The organism is Gemmata obscuriglobus (assembly GCF_008065095.1).
Lineage (GTDB): Bacteria > Planctomycetota > Planctomycetia > Gemmatales > Gemmataceae > Gemmata > Gemmata obscuriglobus.
This window is the reverse complement of sequence record NZ_CP042911.1, coordinates 182,460-199,625: the sequence shown is the minus strand read 5'-3', so window position 1 is coordinate 199,625 and position 17,166 is coordinate 182,460. Positions and strand designations below refer to the sequence as shown.

14 protein-coding genes are annotated in these 17,166 nt (G+C 66.5%); 7 read left to right on the top strand and 7 right to left on the bottom strand.

All coding sequences use genetic code 11. The features are described from left to right. Positions 1-128: 128 nt before the first annotated feature. The 3 genes from tkt to GobsT_RS00880 form a co-directional block, all read right to left on the bottom strand. Entirely contained in the window at positions 129-2,174 is a 2,046-nt protein-coding gene (gene tkt, locus GobsT_RS00890) for a transketolase (RefSeq protein ID WP_010050531.1), read from the bottom strand. Between the two features lie 170 nt (positions 2,175-2,344). Then, positions 2,345-3,343: a DUF3592 domain-containing protein gene (locus GobsT_RS00885; protein WP_071529366.1), complete on the bottom strand. Its 999-nt coding sequence runs from the start codon at positions 3,341-3,343 to the stop codon at positions 2,345-2,347. A gap of 83 nt (positions 3,344-3,426) precedes the next feature. After that, positions 3,427-4,554 (bottom strand): WD40 repeat domain-containing protein, encoded by a 1,128-nt coding sequence (locus GobsT_RS00880; protein WP_010050535.1) that lies wholly within the window; start codon positions 4,552-4,554, stop codon positions 3,427-3,429. 307 nt (positions 4,555-4,861) lie between these two features. Here GobsT_RS00880 and GobsT_RS00875 point away from each other — a divergent pair, with 307 nt between their 5' ends. Continuing rightward, positions 4,862-5,248, top strand: coding sequence for an HU family DNA-binding protein (locus tag GobsT_RS00875; protein ID WP_010050538.1), 387 nt, complete (start codon positions 4,862-4,864; stop codon positions 5,246-5,248). 70 nt (positions 5,249-5,318) lie between these two features. Here GobsT_RS00875 and GobsT_RS00870 read toward each other — a convergent pair whose 3' ends face one another. Then, positions 5,319-6,341 carry a histone deacetylase family protein gene (locus tag GobsT_RS00870; RefSeq protein ID WP_029601154.1) on the bottom strand — a complete coding sequence of 341 codons (1,023 nt, stop codon included), beginning with the start codon at positions 6,339-6,341 and terminating at the stop codon, positions 5,319-5,321. 57 nt (positions 6,342-6,398) lie between these two features. On the opposite strand from GobsT_RS00870, the gene GobsT_RS00865 reads away from it, so the two are divergent. From GobsT_RS00865 to GobsT_RS00855, 3 genes are all read left to right on the top strand, one after another. Beyond that, positions 6,399-6,830, top strand: a complete 432-nt coding sequence (locus tag GobsT_RS00865; RefSeq protein WP_010046229.1) for a response regulator transcription factor — start codon at positions 6,399-6,401, stop codon at positions 6,828-6,830. 107 nt (positions 6,831-6,937) lie between these two features. Beyond that, complete coding sequence (locus tag GobsT_RS00860; protein WP_010046231.1) at positions 6,938-8,125, top strand: class I SAM-dependent rRNA methyltransferase; 1,188 nt, start codon at positions 6,938-6,940, stop codon at positions 8,123-8,125. 141 nt (positions 8,126-8,266) lie between these two features. Then, positions 8,267-9,670: an IS4 family transposase gene (locus GobsT_RS00855; RefSeq protein WP_010034508.1), complete on the top strand. Its 1,404-nt coding sequence runs from the start codon at positions 8,267-8,269 to the stop codon at positions 9,668-9,670. A 199-nt stretch (positions 9,671-9,869) separates the two neighbouring features. Here the strand turns inward: GobsT_RS00855 and GobsT_RS00850 are convergent, their stop codons facing one another. Beyond that, a complete protein-coding gene (locus GobsT_RS00850; RefSeq protein ID WP_109571359.1) occupies positions 9,870-12,296 on the bottom strand; it encodes a fused MFS/spermidine synthase in 2,427 nt (808 codons plus the stop codon). A 130-nt stretch (positions 12,297-12,426) separates the two neighbouring features. On the opposite strand from GobsT_RS00850, the gene GobsT_RS00845 reads away from it, so the two are divergent. The 3 genes from GobsT_RS00845 (at position 12,427) to GobsT_RS00835 (ending at position 15,402) form a co-directional block, all read left to right on the top strand. Continuing rightward, positions 12,427-14,301: an Hsp70 family protein gene (locus GobsT_RS00845; protein ID WP_010046237.1), complete on the top strand. Its 1,875-nt coding sequence runs from the start codon at positions 12,427-12,429 to the stop codon at positions 14,299-14,301. A gap of 134 nt (positions 14,302-14,435) precedes the next feature. Further along, the gene (locus GobsT_RS00840) at positions 14,436-14,747 is read left to right on the top strand and encodes a hypothetical protein (protein WP_148087563.1); all 312 of its coding nucleotides are present in this window, start codon (positions 14,436-14,438) and stop codon (positions 14,745-14,747) included. A 70-nt stretch (positions 14,748-14,817) separates the two neighbouring features. Continuing rightward, a complete protein-coding gene (locus GobsT_RS00835; RefSeq protein ID WP_148087562.1) occupies positions 14,818-15,402 on the top strand; it encodes a hypothetical protein in 585 nt (194 codons plus the stop codon). Here the strand turns inward: GobsT_RS00835 and GobsT_RS00830 are convergent. Both GobsT_RS00830 and GobsT_RS00825 read right to left on the bottom strand, forming a co-directional pair. Continuing rightward, positions 15,385-16,341, bottom strand: coding sequence for an HTTM domain-containing protein (locus GobsT_RS00830; RefSeq protein WP_010046245.1), 957 nt, complete (start codon positions 16,339-16,341; stop codon positions 15,385-15,387). The two genes, GobsT_RS00835 and GobsT_RS00830, sit on opposite strands and share 18 nt — an antisense overlap. Beyond that, positions 16,338-17,129 (bottom strand): hypothetical protein, encoded by a 792-nt coding sequence (locus tag GobsT_RS00825; protein ID WP_029601156.1) that lies wholly within the window; start codon positions 17,127-17,129, stop codon positions 16,338-16,340. The genes GobsT_RS00830 and GobsT_RS00825 overlap by 4 nt, the downstream gene beginning before the upstream one ends. Positions 17,130-17,166: the final 37 nt, after the last annotated feature.

Below are 17,166 nucleotides of genomic sequence, written 5' to 3'. Positions count from 1 at the left end.
CTGCCGGCGTTGATCGGTGGGGCAGCATTTTTGACGGGATCGACAGGATGAACAGGATTTGAAAGGCAGAAGCCACTTTCTGCTGCCTTTCAAATCCTGTTCATCTTGTCAAAAGCTATCTCCTCAACTCACTTCCCGACCTGTTCCTTCGCGGCCTTCACGACGGCTTCGACCGTGAACCCGAAGTGCTTGAGCAGGTCCTTCAGCGGGGCCGACGCGCCGAACGACCGCATCGCGATGATGGCGCCCGTGGTCCCCGCGTACCGCTCCCACCCGAACGCCGCGCCCATCTCCACGCACACGCGGGCCTTCACGTCCGGCGGGATGACGCTGTCGCGGTAGGACTTGTCCTGCTTCTCGAACAGCTCCCAGCTCGGCAGGCTCACCACGCGGGCCTTGATGCCCTCGGCCGCGAGCTTGTCCGACGCGTCCAGCGCCAGCGACAGCTCGCTGCCGGTGGCGATGAGGACCACGTCCGGGCTCGGCACGTTGTTGACCGCGTACCCGCCCTTCGCCAGCCCGGACGCGGCGTTGTACTTCGAGCGGTCCAGCGTCGGCAGCGCCTGGCGAGTCATCGCCAGCACGACCGGGTGGTGCTTCTCCTGCACCGCCACCTTGTACGCCTCGGCCACCTCGTTCGCGTCGCCCGGGCGGATGACGATCAGATTCGGCATCGCCCGCAGCGACATCAGTTGTTCGATGGGCTGGTGCGTCGGGCCGTCCTCGCCGACCCCGATCGAGTCGTGGGTGAACACGTACAGCACCGGCAGGCCCATGATCGCGGCGAGGCGGATCGGCGGGCGGCCGTAGTCCGAGAAGATGAGGAAGCCCGAGCCGTAGCTGCGGAGCTTCGACAGCGCCATGCCGTTCATGATGGCGCCCATGCCGTGCTCGCGGACGCCGAAGTGGACGTTGCGCCCGGCCCAGTTCTTGGGCGAGAACACGCCCTTGTCCTTCAGGAACGTCTTGGTGGACGGGTTCAGGTCCGCGGACCCGCCCACGATCCACGGCACGGTCTTCGCGAGCGCGTTCAGCACCGTGCCGGAGCTTTCGCGGGTGGCGAGGCCCTTCGGGTCGGCCGGGAACACCGGGATGTCCTTGTCCCAACCGGCGGGCAGGTCGCGCTTCTCCATCGCGGCCAGTTCCGCGGCCTCCGTCGGGTACTTCGCGGTGTACTCTTCGAACAGCTTCTGCCACGCGGCCCGGGCGGCGGCGCCGCGGGCGCCGATGCCGCTCTTGAACAGGTCGTAAACCCCGTCCGGGACCAGGAACGACGAGTCCTCCGGCCAGCCGTACGCCTTCTTCGTGAGCTTGATCTCGTCGGCGCCGAGCGGCTCGCCGTGGGCGCCGTGCGTGTCGGCCTTGTTCGGCGACCCGTACCCGATCACCGTCTTCAGCACGATCAGCGTCGGGCGGTCGGCGGTCTTGGACGCCGCGATCGCGTTCGCCATGCCCTCCAGGTCGTTGCCGTCGTTGACCCGCAGGACGTTCCAGCCGTAGGCCTCGAACCGCTTCGCCACGTCCTCCGAGAACGCGAGGTGCGTGTGCCCGTCGATGGTGATGCCGTTGTCGTCGTAGATCAGCGTGAGGTTGTTGAGCTTCAGGTGCCCGGCGAGCGACGCGGCCTCGCTCGCCACGCCCTCCATCATGCACCCGTCGCCGCAGATCGCGTACACGCGGTGCTCGAACAGGGGCTCGAACCCCGGGCGGCCGTAGTACCCGGCCCGCCACTTCTGCGCGATCGCCATGCCGACCGCGTTGCCCACCCCGGTGCCCAGCGGGCCGGTCGTGGTCTCGACGCCGGCGGTGTACTCGTTCTCGGGGTGCCCCGGGGTCTTGCTGTTGAGTTGGCGGAACCGCTGCAACTGTTCGATCGGCAGCGACGGCTCGTCGTGCACCTTGCCGTCGTGGTCGACGTTCTTGATCTGCGCCAGGTGGATCAGCGAGTACGTCAGCATCGACGCGTGGCCGTTCGACAGCACGAACCGGTCGCGGTTCGGCCACATCGGGTCGGCGGGGTCGTAGTTGAGGAACTTGTTCCACAGCGTGTACGCGACCGGCGCCAGCCCCATCGGCGCGCCCGGGTGCCCGGAGTTGGCCTTCTGCACCGCGTCCATGGCGAGCGTACGAATGGTGTTGATCGCGGTGGTGTCGAGCGCGGTGAAGGTGCTCATCTCGTCGGCCTCATCAGAGTGAGTGTGGGGAGCGCTGTAGAGGATATGACCCCGCGCATCGGTTGAAAACAGAAATACTTACCGCAAAAGATGAACAACCTGATGGTTCCCCCCACTCCCAAATTGGACAAGGAAATCCTTTATCTCACAGTGGAATAAACGAGGTTGACTCAGTCGAGAGTCGAAGCACCGAACACGGTCTCGCGCAACCGGGCGGCAACGGCTTCGACCGCAGCCCAATTCGCGCCACCGGGAATGACGAGTGTTTGCGTTCGATCTTTCGTTGTGTACCAGTCGATCTCAAGGCGGCGAGTGCGAATCCCCCGGTGGTCCTCGTGTTCGGCAGTCCGAACATCCACAACGGCCTCGAACGGGAGTCGAAACGTACCATCAAGAAGCCGGCCCGAGCGCCACCGCAGCTCTCGCTTTTCAACATCCACGTCCAGCCGCGCCCTCCAGCGTTGCACCCAAGCACACCCGAACGCGGCGAACACAAACATCAATGAGGACACCAACAAAACTTGGACGGCCTCACTAGTAGTCGGGAATGGTCCTGAAACTACCGCCAGGAGTGGGCCGCCAAAAAACAGAGCAAACACAAAAAGCCAACTACTGGGCACGGGAAACTTGCCCGCCGTGAGAACGATTCGCCAGCCGAACTTGGTGAAACGAATCGTGTGTTTGACGTAATCATCCGGCGGCGACTCGCGCATGGCTTGTGTGATGCCCCAGGGGCACAAGTTTAGCGCAATTAACCACAACAACCCAAAGACGTGCGCCCCTTGAAGCCCTGGAAGCAGCACAGCATCGGCCGGGTCCGCCGGATTGTAGGACACCGACACCTGGGCGCCGATCGGGAAGCGAGCCGTTAACTCGCGCTCGAGCGGCGGCATAATGAACGCGGCATCGTACCAACAGCAGTCCGAAGTGCGCTGAATTCCGTCGACTTCGTACTCGTAGACGATCACCGGCCTCGTGGATTTCCCTGACGGTACTCGGTGGTGCCCCACGACTACACCAGGGGTCGTGGGAAACGAGGCCGATCGGATCTGGTGAACCCAAGCAAAAGCAACCCACCCGTCCAATGCCAGTAAGCCCAAAGCGATGACCGCAAGCGCTTGCCTGCGTTCTCGTTGTTTCTGTTGCTTGTCTTCTAATTCGGTCGGCATCGGATTGCACATTCGGACCGGGTGACAGTTCCGGCAGCATAGCACGCCCAGCCTCATCAGTTTTCCAGAATCGTGCGGCATCGTCACACGAGCCGCGGGCGCCCGTCGGCGGTAAACCCGATCGCCGCCGGTGGAGCCCCGCGCTTCGGCGGCCAGGCGCGGACCAATTTACCGGTCGCGACCTCCCACATCTTCACGGAACCGTCCGCACCGCCGGACAGCGCCTTCGCGCCGTCGGGCGAAAACGCGACGCAAACGACCCAGCCCGTGTGGCCCGCCAGTCGGCGCAGTTCCTTGCCGGTCCGTGCGTCAAACAGCCGAAGCTTCCCGTCGTACTTCGATCCGCCGAGGACACGGGTGCCGTCCGGCGACGCCGCGACCACGCCGTTGGTTTGTTCGCGGAACCGATCCGCGACCGACGGCTCCGGTACGTCCACGACCTCGTCCGCAAACGGCAACTCCTGATCCCGGAGCGTCTCGTGGAGCGCGTCCAGGCGGGCGGCGACACCCGCGAGCGCGGTCGCGGCGTTCTCCTGCGTGCGGCCGATCACCTCGAGCTGCGAGAACGTGAAGCCCTGGAACAGCCGCGGATCCTCCTCCACTGCGCGGCGGAAGTAGTACCGCACCGTGACCGCCAGCAACGGGTCGGCGTTGGCGTCACCGACCGGGCGCAGGGTCAGCAGTGCGGCCAACGTTCCGAACCCGCAGGCGCGCAGCTCGACGGCGATTTCGTCGGCCAGCGCCCACTGCTCGCGGACAACCGCGGCCGGGTCGCTGAAGTGCGCGAGGTCGCCAAGCCGGTTCGCGAGCGCCGCCGGGTCGGCCGCACCGTCCAGCAAACCCAGGACCCGCGCGGACCGCAACTCGGCCAGGCACCGCGGCGCGAAATCGGCGTCGGCACCGAGCCCGCAGTTCAATTGGGCGTTCAGAACGAACAACCGGATCTGCTCACGCAGCGCCTTATCGTCCGCCCGATCAGCCAACGTGATCACGGATTCACCGCTCAGCGCGCCTTCAATCGCAGCCCAGGCCCGGTCGGAGGCGTGCGCGAGCGCCTCGGTAGCGCGGAGGCTGCGATCGGTGAACCGCTCGGCAATGGCCCGGCCGACACTCGCGGCCCCTTCACTGAGCGCGGCGGCGCCGGCGGCCCGGCAGACCGCGCCGGCCAGCGGGCCGAGGGCCATTAGTGACACGCGCGAAACCAGGTTCATCAGATCGGCCCTCGCGACACGCGCAACCCCACCCGCCGCTCTCGTTACGCCCGTGAGCGAGGACGCGCGAAGCCACTTCCGGGTTCGTGCCCGGCCGGCTGGTGCCGGTGGCGCGCGTAGGGCGCGTACCGTATGTAGGGCCGTGAAAGGCTGAAAAACACGTACAAACCGCGTTACAAGAGGGGTTCGGGTGCGAAAATGCCAGATATTTCAAGTGATTTCGCGTTGTCGTGTTGACAACCCGCTGCGGAAACCCTTAGTTTTCAAGCAGATTCCGGTTTTTACTCCCTCTTTTGGAGGACCTGCTATGGCGAAGGCAGCCAAGTCGGCGGCCAAATCCGCCGCGGCCAAGCCCGCGGCGAAGGCGGCCAAGAAGGCCGTCGTTAAGAAGGCTCTGACCAAGTCGCAACTGGTAGCGCAACTGTCCGAGAAAACAGAGCTGAGCAAAAAACAGGTGGAGGGGGTGCTCGACGCGATCGTCGACGCGGTGAAGGCTCAGCTCGGGCCGAACGGTCCGGGCAAGTTCGTGTTCCCGGGGCTGGCTCGCATGTCGCTGTCCCAGGTCGCGGAACGGAAGGGCGGCGAAACGAAGATCAACCCGCTCAACAAACAGCCGTACGTGACCCAGCCCCGGCCGGCGTACAACAAGGTGAACATCCGCCCGGTCAAGTCGATCAAAACGGAACTCGCGTGAGCGAATGGGTCGTGAACGGAGCCGGGGCGGAACGTGAGTTCCGCCCCGGCTCCGTTCGTTCCACAACACATCAACGAGCTTCAAAGCCGCCCAACAGGGCGACCGCGCTCGCGCCGAGCGCCCCGAGGTCGTACCCGCCCTCCTGAACGATCACCGTCGGCAGCCCCAAGCCACGAACCGCGGCCCCCATTTCGCCGAAGAAGCCGGTCGGCAACTTGAGCCCGCCGATCGGGTCGGCCTCGTGTGTGTCCGCACCGAACGCGAGCACCAGGAACTCCGGACGGAACCGCGCTACCGCGTCGAGCGCCCGCGCGAGGGCCGGTCGGTACTCGTGCGGGCCGGTGCCGGGCGGAAGCGGAACGTTCACGTTCGCACCGAGGCCGGCGCCGGTGCCCGTTTCGTCTGCGAACCCGCTGAAGAACGGGTACAACCCGGCCGGGTCGCCGTGGACCGACACGGTCAGCACGTCCGCGCGGTCGTAGAAGATGTGCTGGGTCCCGTTCCCATGGTGAACGTCGAGATCGAGCACTGCCACTTTGCCCAGGCGCGACAGGTGTTGCGCCGCGACCGCCGCGTTGTTGAAGTAGCAGTACCCGCCGCAGCGGTCGTGTTCTGCGTGGTGCCCCGGCGGGCGGGTCAGAACGTACACCTGCTTTTCGGCCCCCGCGGCCACCAGTTCAGCCGCCCGGAACGCGGCACTGGCGCCTCCGAGGGCCGCGCCAAACGTTCCGGGCAGAATCGGGGTGTAAACGTCGAAACAGTACGTGCCGCGGAGGGCGTGCGCGCCACGGGCGCGGGGGTTCGGCCCGAAGGGAAAAACGGTGGGCCAGAACGAATTCAGTCCGCCGCCTTTCGCGTGCCTGGCCTCGGCACTGGCTCCGCGCAGGTACGCGACGTACGCGGGGTGGTGGACCGCCGCGACGCACCCTTCGTTCTGCGCGGCGTCCTCGAAAGTGAAGCCCCCGGCCGCCTCGAGCGCGCCGCGGATCGCGCCGCACCGCCCCGGCGCCTCGTGGCACGGGATGACCGCCCCGGCCTCGAACTCCCCGGGCGCCGCGTGGTCCGCGTGGCGCGAGTTCAGGATCACTCTCATGGCTCGTCCCGCGCGGCGCTTATAATGCTCCCTGGTGGAAGGATACAGGGGAACAAGATGCCGCGCATTCTGATCGCCGACGACAACCCGTCCAACGCGGACCTGCTCGACGCGCACCTGGACGGCTCCGGGTTCGAGACGAAGTTGGTCCACAACGGGGCCGACGCGCTGGCCGCGGCGCGCGAGTGGAACCCGGACCTGATCCTGCTCGACGTGATGATGCCGAAGATGAGCGGGTTCGAGGTGTGCCGGCGGCTCCGCGCGGACCCGGCCACGGCGGGCGTTGCGGTGCTGATGGTCACCGCGCTGGACCAGCCCAACGACGTCGAGACGGCGGTGGACGCGGGCACCGACGACTTCATCACGAAACCGATCAACAAGACCGAGCTGCTGCTCCGGGTGCGGGCGATGCTCGACAGCCGCGCCGAGCCGACCCAGATCGATCGCGCGCTCGCGTACCTCGGGCGGGTCCAACAGGGGCTGCAGTGACGCCCCGGCTCGTCAGGCCGCCTGGCCTTACCTGATGTTATGTGTGACCGAAAAACCGTCGGCGAACTCGGGGGGCTCACGCCCCCCGATCGCCTTTTGGGGGAATCATGTCCGCGAAAGTGATCTTGAAGGCCAAGCGTGCGCAGCCGTTCTTCGGGCGCCACCCATGGGTGTTCGCCGGGGCGATCGAGCGCGTCGAGGGCGCGCCCGCCGACGGCGCCGAGGTCGATCTGGTGTCGCACGGCGGCAACTTCGTCGCCCGCGGGCTGTTCAACTCGCAGTCGAAGATCCACGTGCGGCTGTACTCGTGGGAAGAGAACGTTCCGCTCGACGAGGCTTTCTTCCGCAACCGGCTCGCGACGGCCCTCCGGCTGCGGCACGACGTGCTGAAGCTGAACGGGCCGGACGCGGGCTACCGCGTTTGCTTCAGCGAGTCCGACTACCTCTCGGGCATGGTGGTGGACCGCTACGGCGACTGGCTCACGGTGCAGTTCACGGCCCTCGGGATCGCGAGCCGCCGCGAGACGATCGTGTCCGCGCTCCGCGAGCTGCTGAACCCGAAGGGCATCTACCTGCGCACCGAAAAGGGCGTCGGCAAGCTCGAAGGCGTTGAGCTGCACGACCAGTTGCTCTGGGGCGAGCCGCCCCCGCCCGACCTCAGCATTCTCGAAAACGGGATGCGGTTCCTGGTGAACCTCACCGAGGGGCAAAAGACCGGCTACTACCTCGACCAGCGCGACAACCGCGCCGCGGTGGCGCGTCTGGCCCCCGGAAAGCGGTTCCTGGACGCGTTCTGTTACTCGGGCGGGTTCGGGTTGCACGCGGCCCGCGCGGGCGCCGCCGAGGTGCTGTGCCTCGACGGCTCCGAGCCGGCGCTGGAACTGGCCCGCCGGAACGCGGCCCTCAACGGCCTCGAAAACGTGGCGTTCGAGCGCGTGAACGTGTTCAACCACCTCGGCACGCTCGCCACGTCGGGGCGGAAGTTCGACGTGGTGGTGCTGGACCCGCCGAAGTTCGCCCGGAACCGGGGGGCGATCCCGGAGGCGCTCAAGGGCTACCGGCGGTTGCACCAGCTCGCGCTGAAGCTGCTCGCCCCGGACGGCGTGCTGGTGTCGTGCTGCTGCACCGGCCTGATCACCATGCTGGACCTCGAAGAGATGCTCGCGCAGGTCGCCGTCGAGGCGAAGCGGGACGTGCAGATCGTCGAGCGCCGCGGCCCCGCCCCGGACCACCCGGTCGCGGTGACGTGCCGCGAGTCCGGCTACCTCAAGTGCCTCGTCAGTCGTGTGCTGTGAGTGAGGGCAGAAGAGGATTGGCCACAAGGGACGAATGCGGAAGAGGATTGGCCACAAGAAAGCCAGGCCATTCACGGTGCCGTCCGTAATTGTAAGGTGTTTCCAGGGAACGATTAGTGTGCTCTACGGACGGACGGGCTCATGATTCTTGGCGCCGTGTTCGAGCGATTCATGAACGAGAGCCCATTAAGCGTCATGTCCCGTGCCACGATCGAACACGCGCTGTCGGCTTCGGCTCTGGATGCGTTGTTCGCACGGGTGGCGGAGCGCGGGTACACTCGGGAGCTGTTGTTCTCCACGGTGGTGGAGCTGATGAGCGCGGTGGTGTGCGGTAAGGCGCACCATGTGCAATCGGCGTATCAGCAGATGGCGGACCGGATCCCGGTGTCCCTGAAGTCGGTGTACGAGAAGCTGCAACATCTTGAGCCGGCGGTGTCGGCCGCGTTGGTGCGGCACGTGGCGGATCGGTGCCACGAGCTGATCCAGCAGTTGGGTGGGGAGCGCTCGCCGGTGCTGTCCGGCCGGGCCGTTCGGGTTCTGGACGGGAATCACTTGGGGGCCACCCAGAAGCGGCTCCGGGTGACCCGCGGGCGCACCGCCGGACCGCTCCCGGGGCTGGTCCTTGCGGTTCTGGATCCGGCCCAGATGCGGATCACGGACCTGATCCCATGCGAGGACGGTCACACCCAGGAGCGGGCTCTTTTGGATCAGGTGGTGCCGCTGGTGCAACCGGACCAGGTGTGGGTCGCGGATCGGAACTTCTGCACCGCCGAGTTCGTGTCCCGGATCGATCAGCGGGGCGCGTTCTTCGCGATCCGCCGACACGGGAACACCACACTCGACCCGGCCGGGGAATGGACCCCGGACGTGCGCACCGCGACCGGGTGGGTGAGCGAGCGACCGGTGTGGGTGTGCGTGGGCGGTGAGCCGGTGCTGCGGGTACGGTGCGTGCGCGTGCGGTTGGATCATCCGACCGGAGACGGGGACGCGGAGATCGAGATCCTGACCAACCTGCCGGAGGACGAGGCGGACGCGGTGGTGGTGGCCGTCGTGTATCGGGGGCGGTGGGCCATCGAAGGCGCGTTCCACGAGCTGACCGTGGCGCTGCGGTGCGAGGTGAACACGCTCGGGTATCCGAAGGCGGCCCTGTTCGGGTTCGCGGTGGCGGTGGTGGGGTACAACGTGCTCGCGGTGCTCAAGGCCGCAATGCGAGCGGTACACGGAGCGGACACGGTGCAGAAGGATGTATCCGGGTACTACGTGGCCTTGGAATGGGCCACCGTGTACCCGGGCATGATGATCGCCCTCCCTCCGGCCGAGTGGGTCGTGTTCGGTACCCTCTCGGCCGACCAACTGGCCCCGCAGCTTCGGGACTGGGCCGCGAAGATCAACCTGAAGAAGGTCCAGAAGGCACCGCCTCGTAAACCGACGAAACAGAAGCCCCCGCGCATCAACGACAATAGCCCGCATGTCTCGACCGCCCGGTTACTCGAAGACGAACGGAAGAGCAGCCGGACAAAAATTAAGGCACGTAAACAAGAGTAGCCCACCGTGAATGGCCTGGCCACAAGAAAGCACAAAGGGCACAAAAGGAAACCAAAGCAGATAGAGAAGAGTTTGAACTTGCTCCTTCGTCTTCGTCTGTGGTTTCCTTTTGTGCCCTTTGTGCTTTTTTGTGGCCAATCCTCTTCCGCATTCGTCTGTAATTTCCGTTTGCGGCCAATCCTCTTCTTCTTGGCTGTTGCTACGGCTTGTTCCGCTGGCGGAACACCTCGGCCATGAGGTTATCGATCGGGCAAAACTGGTCGGTCAGAACGACGCCGGCTTCGCGGTCGGTGTACGGCTTGAGCCGGTCCGCGGGAACCACGGTGGTGAAGATCCGAAGCCGGCGCAGGTACTCGGCGCGCTCCGCCACCATCGACCGGGCGGTGTACGGAACCGGTCCGCCGCCGGGCAGTTCAACGAACCCCATATCGAAACCGAGCGCGCCACCGATCTTCCGCAACCGCACGTCCGACGGGAGCTGCGCGGCGACCACGTTGCTGAGGTCCGTGAAGTTAAACGGCTTGTCGGAGGCGTAGATCACCAGCACCCGCCGGTTCTTATCCCACGCGTCGATCGACTCGCCCGGGGCGGGGCCCTCCGCGGTGAGCAGCACCACGTTCTCGGGCGGGAACGACTGGCGCAGGGTCGCCATTGCGGCCTTCCACAGCTTCCCGTAGCCGACCGAATCGATGATGGTGAGCAGGTACACGCCGTCCTTTTTCAGCGCCACCTTGACCGCGTCGTTGTACTCCTTGGTCATCAGGTGTGCGGGCACCGACAGGTCGTTCACCGCGTCCTGAATGACGAGGTCGTAGGTGCCGACGGGCACCTGCTCCGCCACGAACTGCCGGCCGTCCATGTGGATCGCCCGCATGTTCGGGTAGTCATGCAGCCCGAGGTGCTCGCGCGCGACCTGCGTGACCTTCGGGTCGATCTCCACCACGTCGATCTTCGATTCGGGCATGAGTTCTTGGGCGTACCGCGGGAACGTGTACCCGCCGCCGCCGATCACCAGCGCTTTCGGCTCCGGGGCGTCGGTCCGTGCCAGGCGCAGGAACTCCATCTGGATGTGCTCGTGCTCGTAGTACAGGTACGACGGGTCGAGCAGCTTCACGCTGGAGTGGATCAGGTGGTCCAGGGTGAGCTTCCGGATCGGCTCGTCGCCTTCCACCTCGGTCACCTTGATCGTGTAGTAGTTCGATTCGACCCGCGCCACCAACCCCTCTTCGTTGGCGCTGCGGATGCCCAGGATGAACCCGCCGACCACGCCCCCGAGGACGATGCTGAACAGGTACAGCAGCGAGTTGTTCTCCCACACCCGCGCGACGATCATGCTGGTGGCGATCAGAATCAGGCCGGCGAGAAGTAACGTGTTCCGCATCCCCAGAGTGGAAAGCAGGACATAGCCGGTGGCGAATGTCCCGACGATGGCCCCAGCGGTGCTCCACGCGTACACGCGCCCCGCGACCCGGCCCGCGTGCGCGACGTCGGGAACCGCGAGCCGGATCACCTGCGGCGACACCAGCCCCAACAGGAACATGGGCAAGAAGAACAGGCTGAAGGTCCACGCGAGCACCTGGGTGATCGCGTCCAGGTTCGCGTACGTCTCGGTGCGCGAGAGGACCGCGTAGACGAGCAGCGCGAGGACCACCGACCCCGCGGCACCGCACAGGGTCCAGCCGAGCGCGAGGCGCGGGTTCAAACCCCGCCCGGGCTTATTCACCCCGTCGGCGAGTTGCCCGCCGACGAAGTTCCCCAGCGCGGTGCCGGCGAGCATCACGCCGATGACGCCGGTCCAGGTGAACAGCGACACCCCCAGTTGCTGCGCCAGCATCCGCGTCGCGGTGAGTTCGAGCGTCATTCCGCAGAAGCTCGCGAGGAACACGACGAGGTACGCCCGGGCGATGCTCGGGAACGCGTGCGGGTTGATCCGCGGCGCCCCCGCCACCGACGAATCGGATTCCCCCTTCTCTCCCTCCGGGGCGGCCGACGCAGCGCGCCCCATCGCCAGTGCCACGCCGGCGAGGGCGAACAACCCCCCGGCCGCCGCCAGCACCAGCGCGTTGATCGTGAGTACCGGGATCAGGTAAAACCCAGTCACGTAGTTCCCGATGAGGCACCCGAGCGTGCTGAGGGCGAAGATGACGCCCGCGACGCGACCGGTGTGCCCCACGTCCGGCAGCCCGAGCTTGATCGCGAGCGGGGTGAGCAGGCTCAGCACGAATCCCGCGGGCAGGCACAGGGCCGCGGCCAGGATCAGTATGCGCGGCCCGAGCGGGAGGGACTTGTGCAGGCCCGTGGCGCCGAGCAGTTGCGGGAACAGCATCATCCACAGGGCCGTCAGCCCGCCGACGGCGAGCAGCACCGCGAGCGTCTTCGGGGTGGGATAGCGATCGGCCAGCTTCCCGCCGAAGGCGTTCCCCAGCGCGATCCCGGCGAGGAACACGCCGATCACCGCGGTCCACGTTTCCAGGCTGGAGCCGATGTACGGGCTCAACAGCCGACCCGCGACCAGTTGCAGCACGAGGAGGGCCGCGTTCGCGAAGAAAATGACGGCCCCGACCCCGACGAGCCGGCCCACGGGAAGGGGGGTCAAGGTGCCGGCCGGTGCGGGTGCGATACTCATAAGGTGTTAATCAAAAGTCCGGTGGTACGGGGGCACGGTTGAACGCAAGCTACGTTTGGAACCGGCCGACGGCCATCCGGTTCCGCCGGGCGGGTAGAATTGGTTTAATTCGTACTCGGAGCACCCCGTCATGAGCTCGCGCTTCGTCGTCGGCCTCGACCTCGGCACGACCAACAGTGCCCTCGCATACGTGGACACCGGCGCCGGCAAGGACGCGAAGGTCGTCACGCTCCCCATCGCGCAGGTGGTGGCTCAGGGCGCCGTCGAGGAGCGCCCGCTGCTGCCGTCGTTCCTGTACCTGCCGGGCGAGGGCGAGCAGCCGGCCGGGGCGCTCAAACTGCCCTGGGACGCCAAGCGCGATTACACGGTGGGCGAGTTCGCGCGGGCGTTCGGCTCGCAGGTGCCCACCCGGCTCGTTTCGAGCGCGAAGTCGTGGCTGTGCCACCCCGGCGTGGACCGGCGCGCCCCGATCCTGCCGACCCGCGCGCCCGACGCCGGCGCGCGGAAGGTGTCCCCGCTCGAAGCCAGCACCCGCTACCTGAAGCACATCGCGGAGGCGTGGAACGACTCGATCGCGAAGGACGTGGCCGACAACCGGCTCGAGGTGCAGGACATCGTGCTCACGGTGCCCGCGTCGTTCGACGCCGCGGCCCGCGAGCTGACGGTCGAGGCCGCCCGCGCCGCCGGGTTCGAGAACCTGACCCTCCTGGAAGAACCGCAGGCGGCGTTCTACGCGTGGCTCGACCGCACCGGCGACGAGTGGCGCAAGCAGGTGAGCGTCGGCGAACTGGTGCTGGTGGCGGACGTGGGCGGCGGCACCACCGACTTCACACTCATTGAGGTGGGTGAGGAGGACGGGAGCCTGGCGCTGACCCGGCTGGCGGTGGGCGACCACCTGCTGCTCGGCGGCGACAACATGGACCTGACCCTCGCGTACCACGCGTCGCAGGCGCTGGCCGCGAAGGGGGCGCGGCTCGACGCCGGGCAGATGGTTCAGCTCACCTACGCCTGCCGCGGCGCGAAGGAGGAGCTGTTCGCGCGGCCCGAGCTGCAAAGCGCGCCGGTCACGGTTCTGGGCAAGGGCCGGAGCCTCGTCGGCGGGAGCATCAAGCACGAGCTGACGCGCGCGGACGTCGTGCGGGTGCTGGTGGACGGCTTCTTCCCGGAGTGCCCGCGGGACGCGCTCCCCGCCCTGAACCGCACCTCGGGTCTGGCCGAGGTGGGGCTACCGTACGTGGCGGACGCGGGCATCACGCGGCACCTCGCGTCGTTCCTCTCGCGCCAGGCCGAGGCGCTGGCGAATCGCGAGGCGCCGAGCACCGGAAAGAAGAAAAAGGCCGGCGCTCCGGCTCCGACACCCGCGACCGCGACCGGCACCCCGGCGGCGGTGCTGTTCAACGGCGGGGTGTTCAAGGGCGACCCGCTCCGCACCCGGTTGCTGAGCGTTCTCGGGGACTGGGCGCGGGCCGCCGGCGCCGAGCCGACGCGCGAGCTGCCCGGAGCGGACCTGGACCTGGCGGTGGCCCGCGGGGCGGCGTACTACGGCCTGGTGAAGCGCGGGAAGGGGGTTCGCATCCGGGGCGGGACGGCCCGCTCCTATTACATCGGCGTGGAAACGAACATGCCCGCGGTTCCGGGGTTCGCCCCGCCGGTCAAGGCGATTTGTGTCGCCCCGTTCGGCATGGAAGAGGGCACCGAGGCCGACGTGCCCAGCTACGAAGTCGGCGTGCGCGTCGGGACGGAGGCGGAGTTCCGGTTCCTGGGTTCGACGGTCCGCCGCGAGGACCCGCCCGGCGCAGTGGTCGAGGAATGGGAAGGGCAGATCGACGAACTGGCGCCGGTGAAGACCACCCTGGAGGTAACGGGCGCGGCGCCGGGCGGCACGGTGGTGCCGGTCCACCTGTACAGCAAGGTGACGACGGTGGGACAGTTGGAACTGTGGCTCCAGTCCCGCGACGGCAAGCAGAAGTGGAAGCTGGAGTTCAACGCCCGCGAGGGAAAGTAAAGTGGCGCAATCCAGAGGATGGCGCGGTATGGGCGTGCTAGCGGAATACCTGCGAGCAGAAGCGGAGCAACTCAAAAATAGAGAAGCTCCGGCGCGGTGAGATCCTACAAGAGTGGCTCGACGCGCTTAACGGCTTGTACCGGCAGCTCCAAGAATGGCTGACAGTATGCGATCCGGAAAACCTCATTGACCGCACGATCGAGAAGATCCCCGGCGAGGAACTCGCGTTCGGAGATTACCAAGTACCGGTTCTCAAGCTCGCCTTGGTGGATCGAATCGTGCGATTCCTGCCGATGGCCCGGTTCGTGGCCGCGACGATCCGTCTGCCGGGACAAGCCACACCAGTGCGCGCGCAGGGAGGGGTTCAGCTCCGCGGGCTCGGCATGCGCACGTGCTATTTGTTCCGGGCGGGAAGTGGTACACCCAGAAAAAGTTCGAGCCGCTGAATGTCAACGGAAACGATGTCGTCCCACTGGACGCGGAGCGGTTTGAGGCGGTTGTTCGAGAGTCGTTCTGATGCGCACCCTCAATGACGCCTGGCGCTGGTATCAGGCGGTGGCCGAGGGGATGAAACGCTTGACGCACATCGCCAAATTCTGGGGCGAGTTCCCGTGGGAGCAATCCGATGAGTGGGTGGCCCGCGTCAAACAAAACAATGTGCTCCGGCACGTGGAAGCCGTGCAAATGTCGACAGAAGCCAAGGTCGTGAGCGATGAGCACGACGACCTAGCGGTACTCGTGCTGTTCTCGGTGTTCGAGGCTGTCGTTCGCGATCGACTCCGATCCCAACTGGAGCCAGAAATCAGCCAGCTGAAGCACCCGAGTTTAGTACGAGCTGGGGAAGAGGTAGAAGAACGCATCGCGCACGGGAGCTTCGGCAAGTTACTCCAGGCATTCAAACTCAACGAACGGGTATCAGTACCCCACCGATGTTCCCCGCTTCGTGGTGAATCACGCGCAGCACCCCGGCCACCTTCATGCGCTTCCCGTCGCGAAACTTCGCGAGCCAGTCGCCGCGCAGGAAAACGGTGCACTCCTGATCGTCTGTACACACAACTTGACAGGCTGACGACGCATAGCCATTTACCACGAAACACTTGAAAAATCAGCATTTCGTGGCGTCTTTCGGGTTCGCATAAGCTCCCACGGCACGAACAGGACGTAAAACGCCAGCGAGTACAGCGCGAAGTGCCCCACTTCGAGCGTCAGGAATGTGATGATGTGAAACGCCACGCCCATCACCAAGCACAGCACGCGGGTCCGCCGAAACGCGAGCAGCACCGGGAACGCCAGTTCCCAGCCGATCGCGACCCACGAACTCAACCGGTGCGCGAACGGCGGCAAGTACGGGCTCAGGTTCGGCGTCAGCGACCACTCCAGATCGTGGTTCACGAAGTACATCACGTACCCCGTCTGCCACCCCGGGGACACCAGCTTGTAAACCGCGCTAAACACGTACAGGCACACGAACTGAACTAGCAGCACCTTCGCCGGCCACCCGGGCACGAACACCCGCCCCGCGAACCCGCGGCGCCGCACGGACTCGACGCCCCACACCGCTCCCGTTCGCCCCACCGCGACCGCAAGAAACAACGAGTTGCGGATCTGGTCCCCGCCGTTGCACAGTCCGTAGTTGATGTTCCAGAACGACACCGCACACGCCCAGCACACCAGAGCGCTCACAAACGGCCGCGAACCCACCAACAGGGCAACCGCCGCCACGACCCACACGGACATGAGCGCGACCGGTCCCCAGGTTGGGGGTAACACGCGGAGCAGCGACCAGTAGTAGTGCCCGCTCCGAAAGCGCGACGGGTACGCGTTCGGGCCGCCCAAGCCGTCCTCGAAGAAGTAGGTCGCGAACTGCGGCGCGCACGCAATGCCGATGTCGAGCAGCGCCGCCACCGCGACCGCAACGCGCAGCGCCGCCATGCGCTCGGCCGGGACCGGTCGCAGTAGCCACGCCCAGCGTTTCAGTGGACCGGGGAGCCGGGGCTGGATCCCGACGAACCGCGTCTCGGATTCGGGAAACGCGTTCACGGCGGCGACACCACTTTCAGCTCAACGAACCGTTCCGTAACCGGGTCGAACCCTTCGAGCGGGAGCAGCCCTGGCGCGCGCGGCCCACCCGGGCGCCACCGCGCGAAGGGCCGCTCGAACGACGGCCGGCGCGGCGCGCCCGGCGGGTCGTTCGGAAGCGGCGTGGGGATGTACCGAAACACCAACACGACCTCGACCGGTACCGCCTCACCGGGGCTCGCGCGGAGGTGAACGCGCGTCTTCCACGCCAGCCAGTGCGAGAGGAGTTCGTGATTCTCCCGCACCCGCTCGGGCAGTTCGCGTCCGTGCTCGGGCCGCGCCGCGATCGCTTCCGGTGTCGCGTGCCACCCGAGCATGGTGATGTTGGCCTCGTAGTTGAACTCGCGATCGTGGACGAGGGGCCACCGCATCCCCGGTCGTTCGGGGTCTGCGGGCGAGAACCGCGATTCCACTCGCACCGCACGCCCGTCCGCGAACTTCAGTTCCGCAATGGGGACGACCGTGTGCGGCGGGAAATCGGGGGTGAACATGTTCCACCCCTGGTCCTGGCCGGTCGCCTCGGCCCAGAATGCGAACACGTCGCCGATGCGTTCGCTCGTCACTTGCAGAGTGTCGGAGTTGGTGAAACGGCCCCAGCGCTGGGTGGTGCTGCGCTCGGGGTAGTCGTCGGCGGGTGTCGGGCGCCGCGGGAGCCACTCCCAGGCGTTCGCCAGCGGAATGAACGCGATCTGCCAGAGGGCGAGCAGCCCCACAAGCCACGGGACGAAACCCGCCTTCGGCTCAGGCATGGACGGGTTCTCCGCCATTGGTCGCACCTCTGGTACC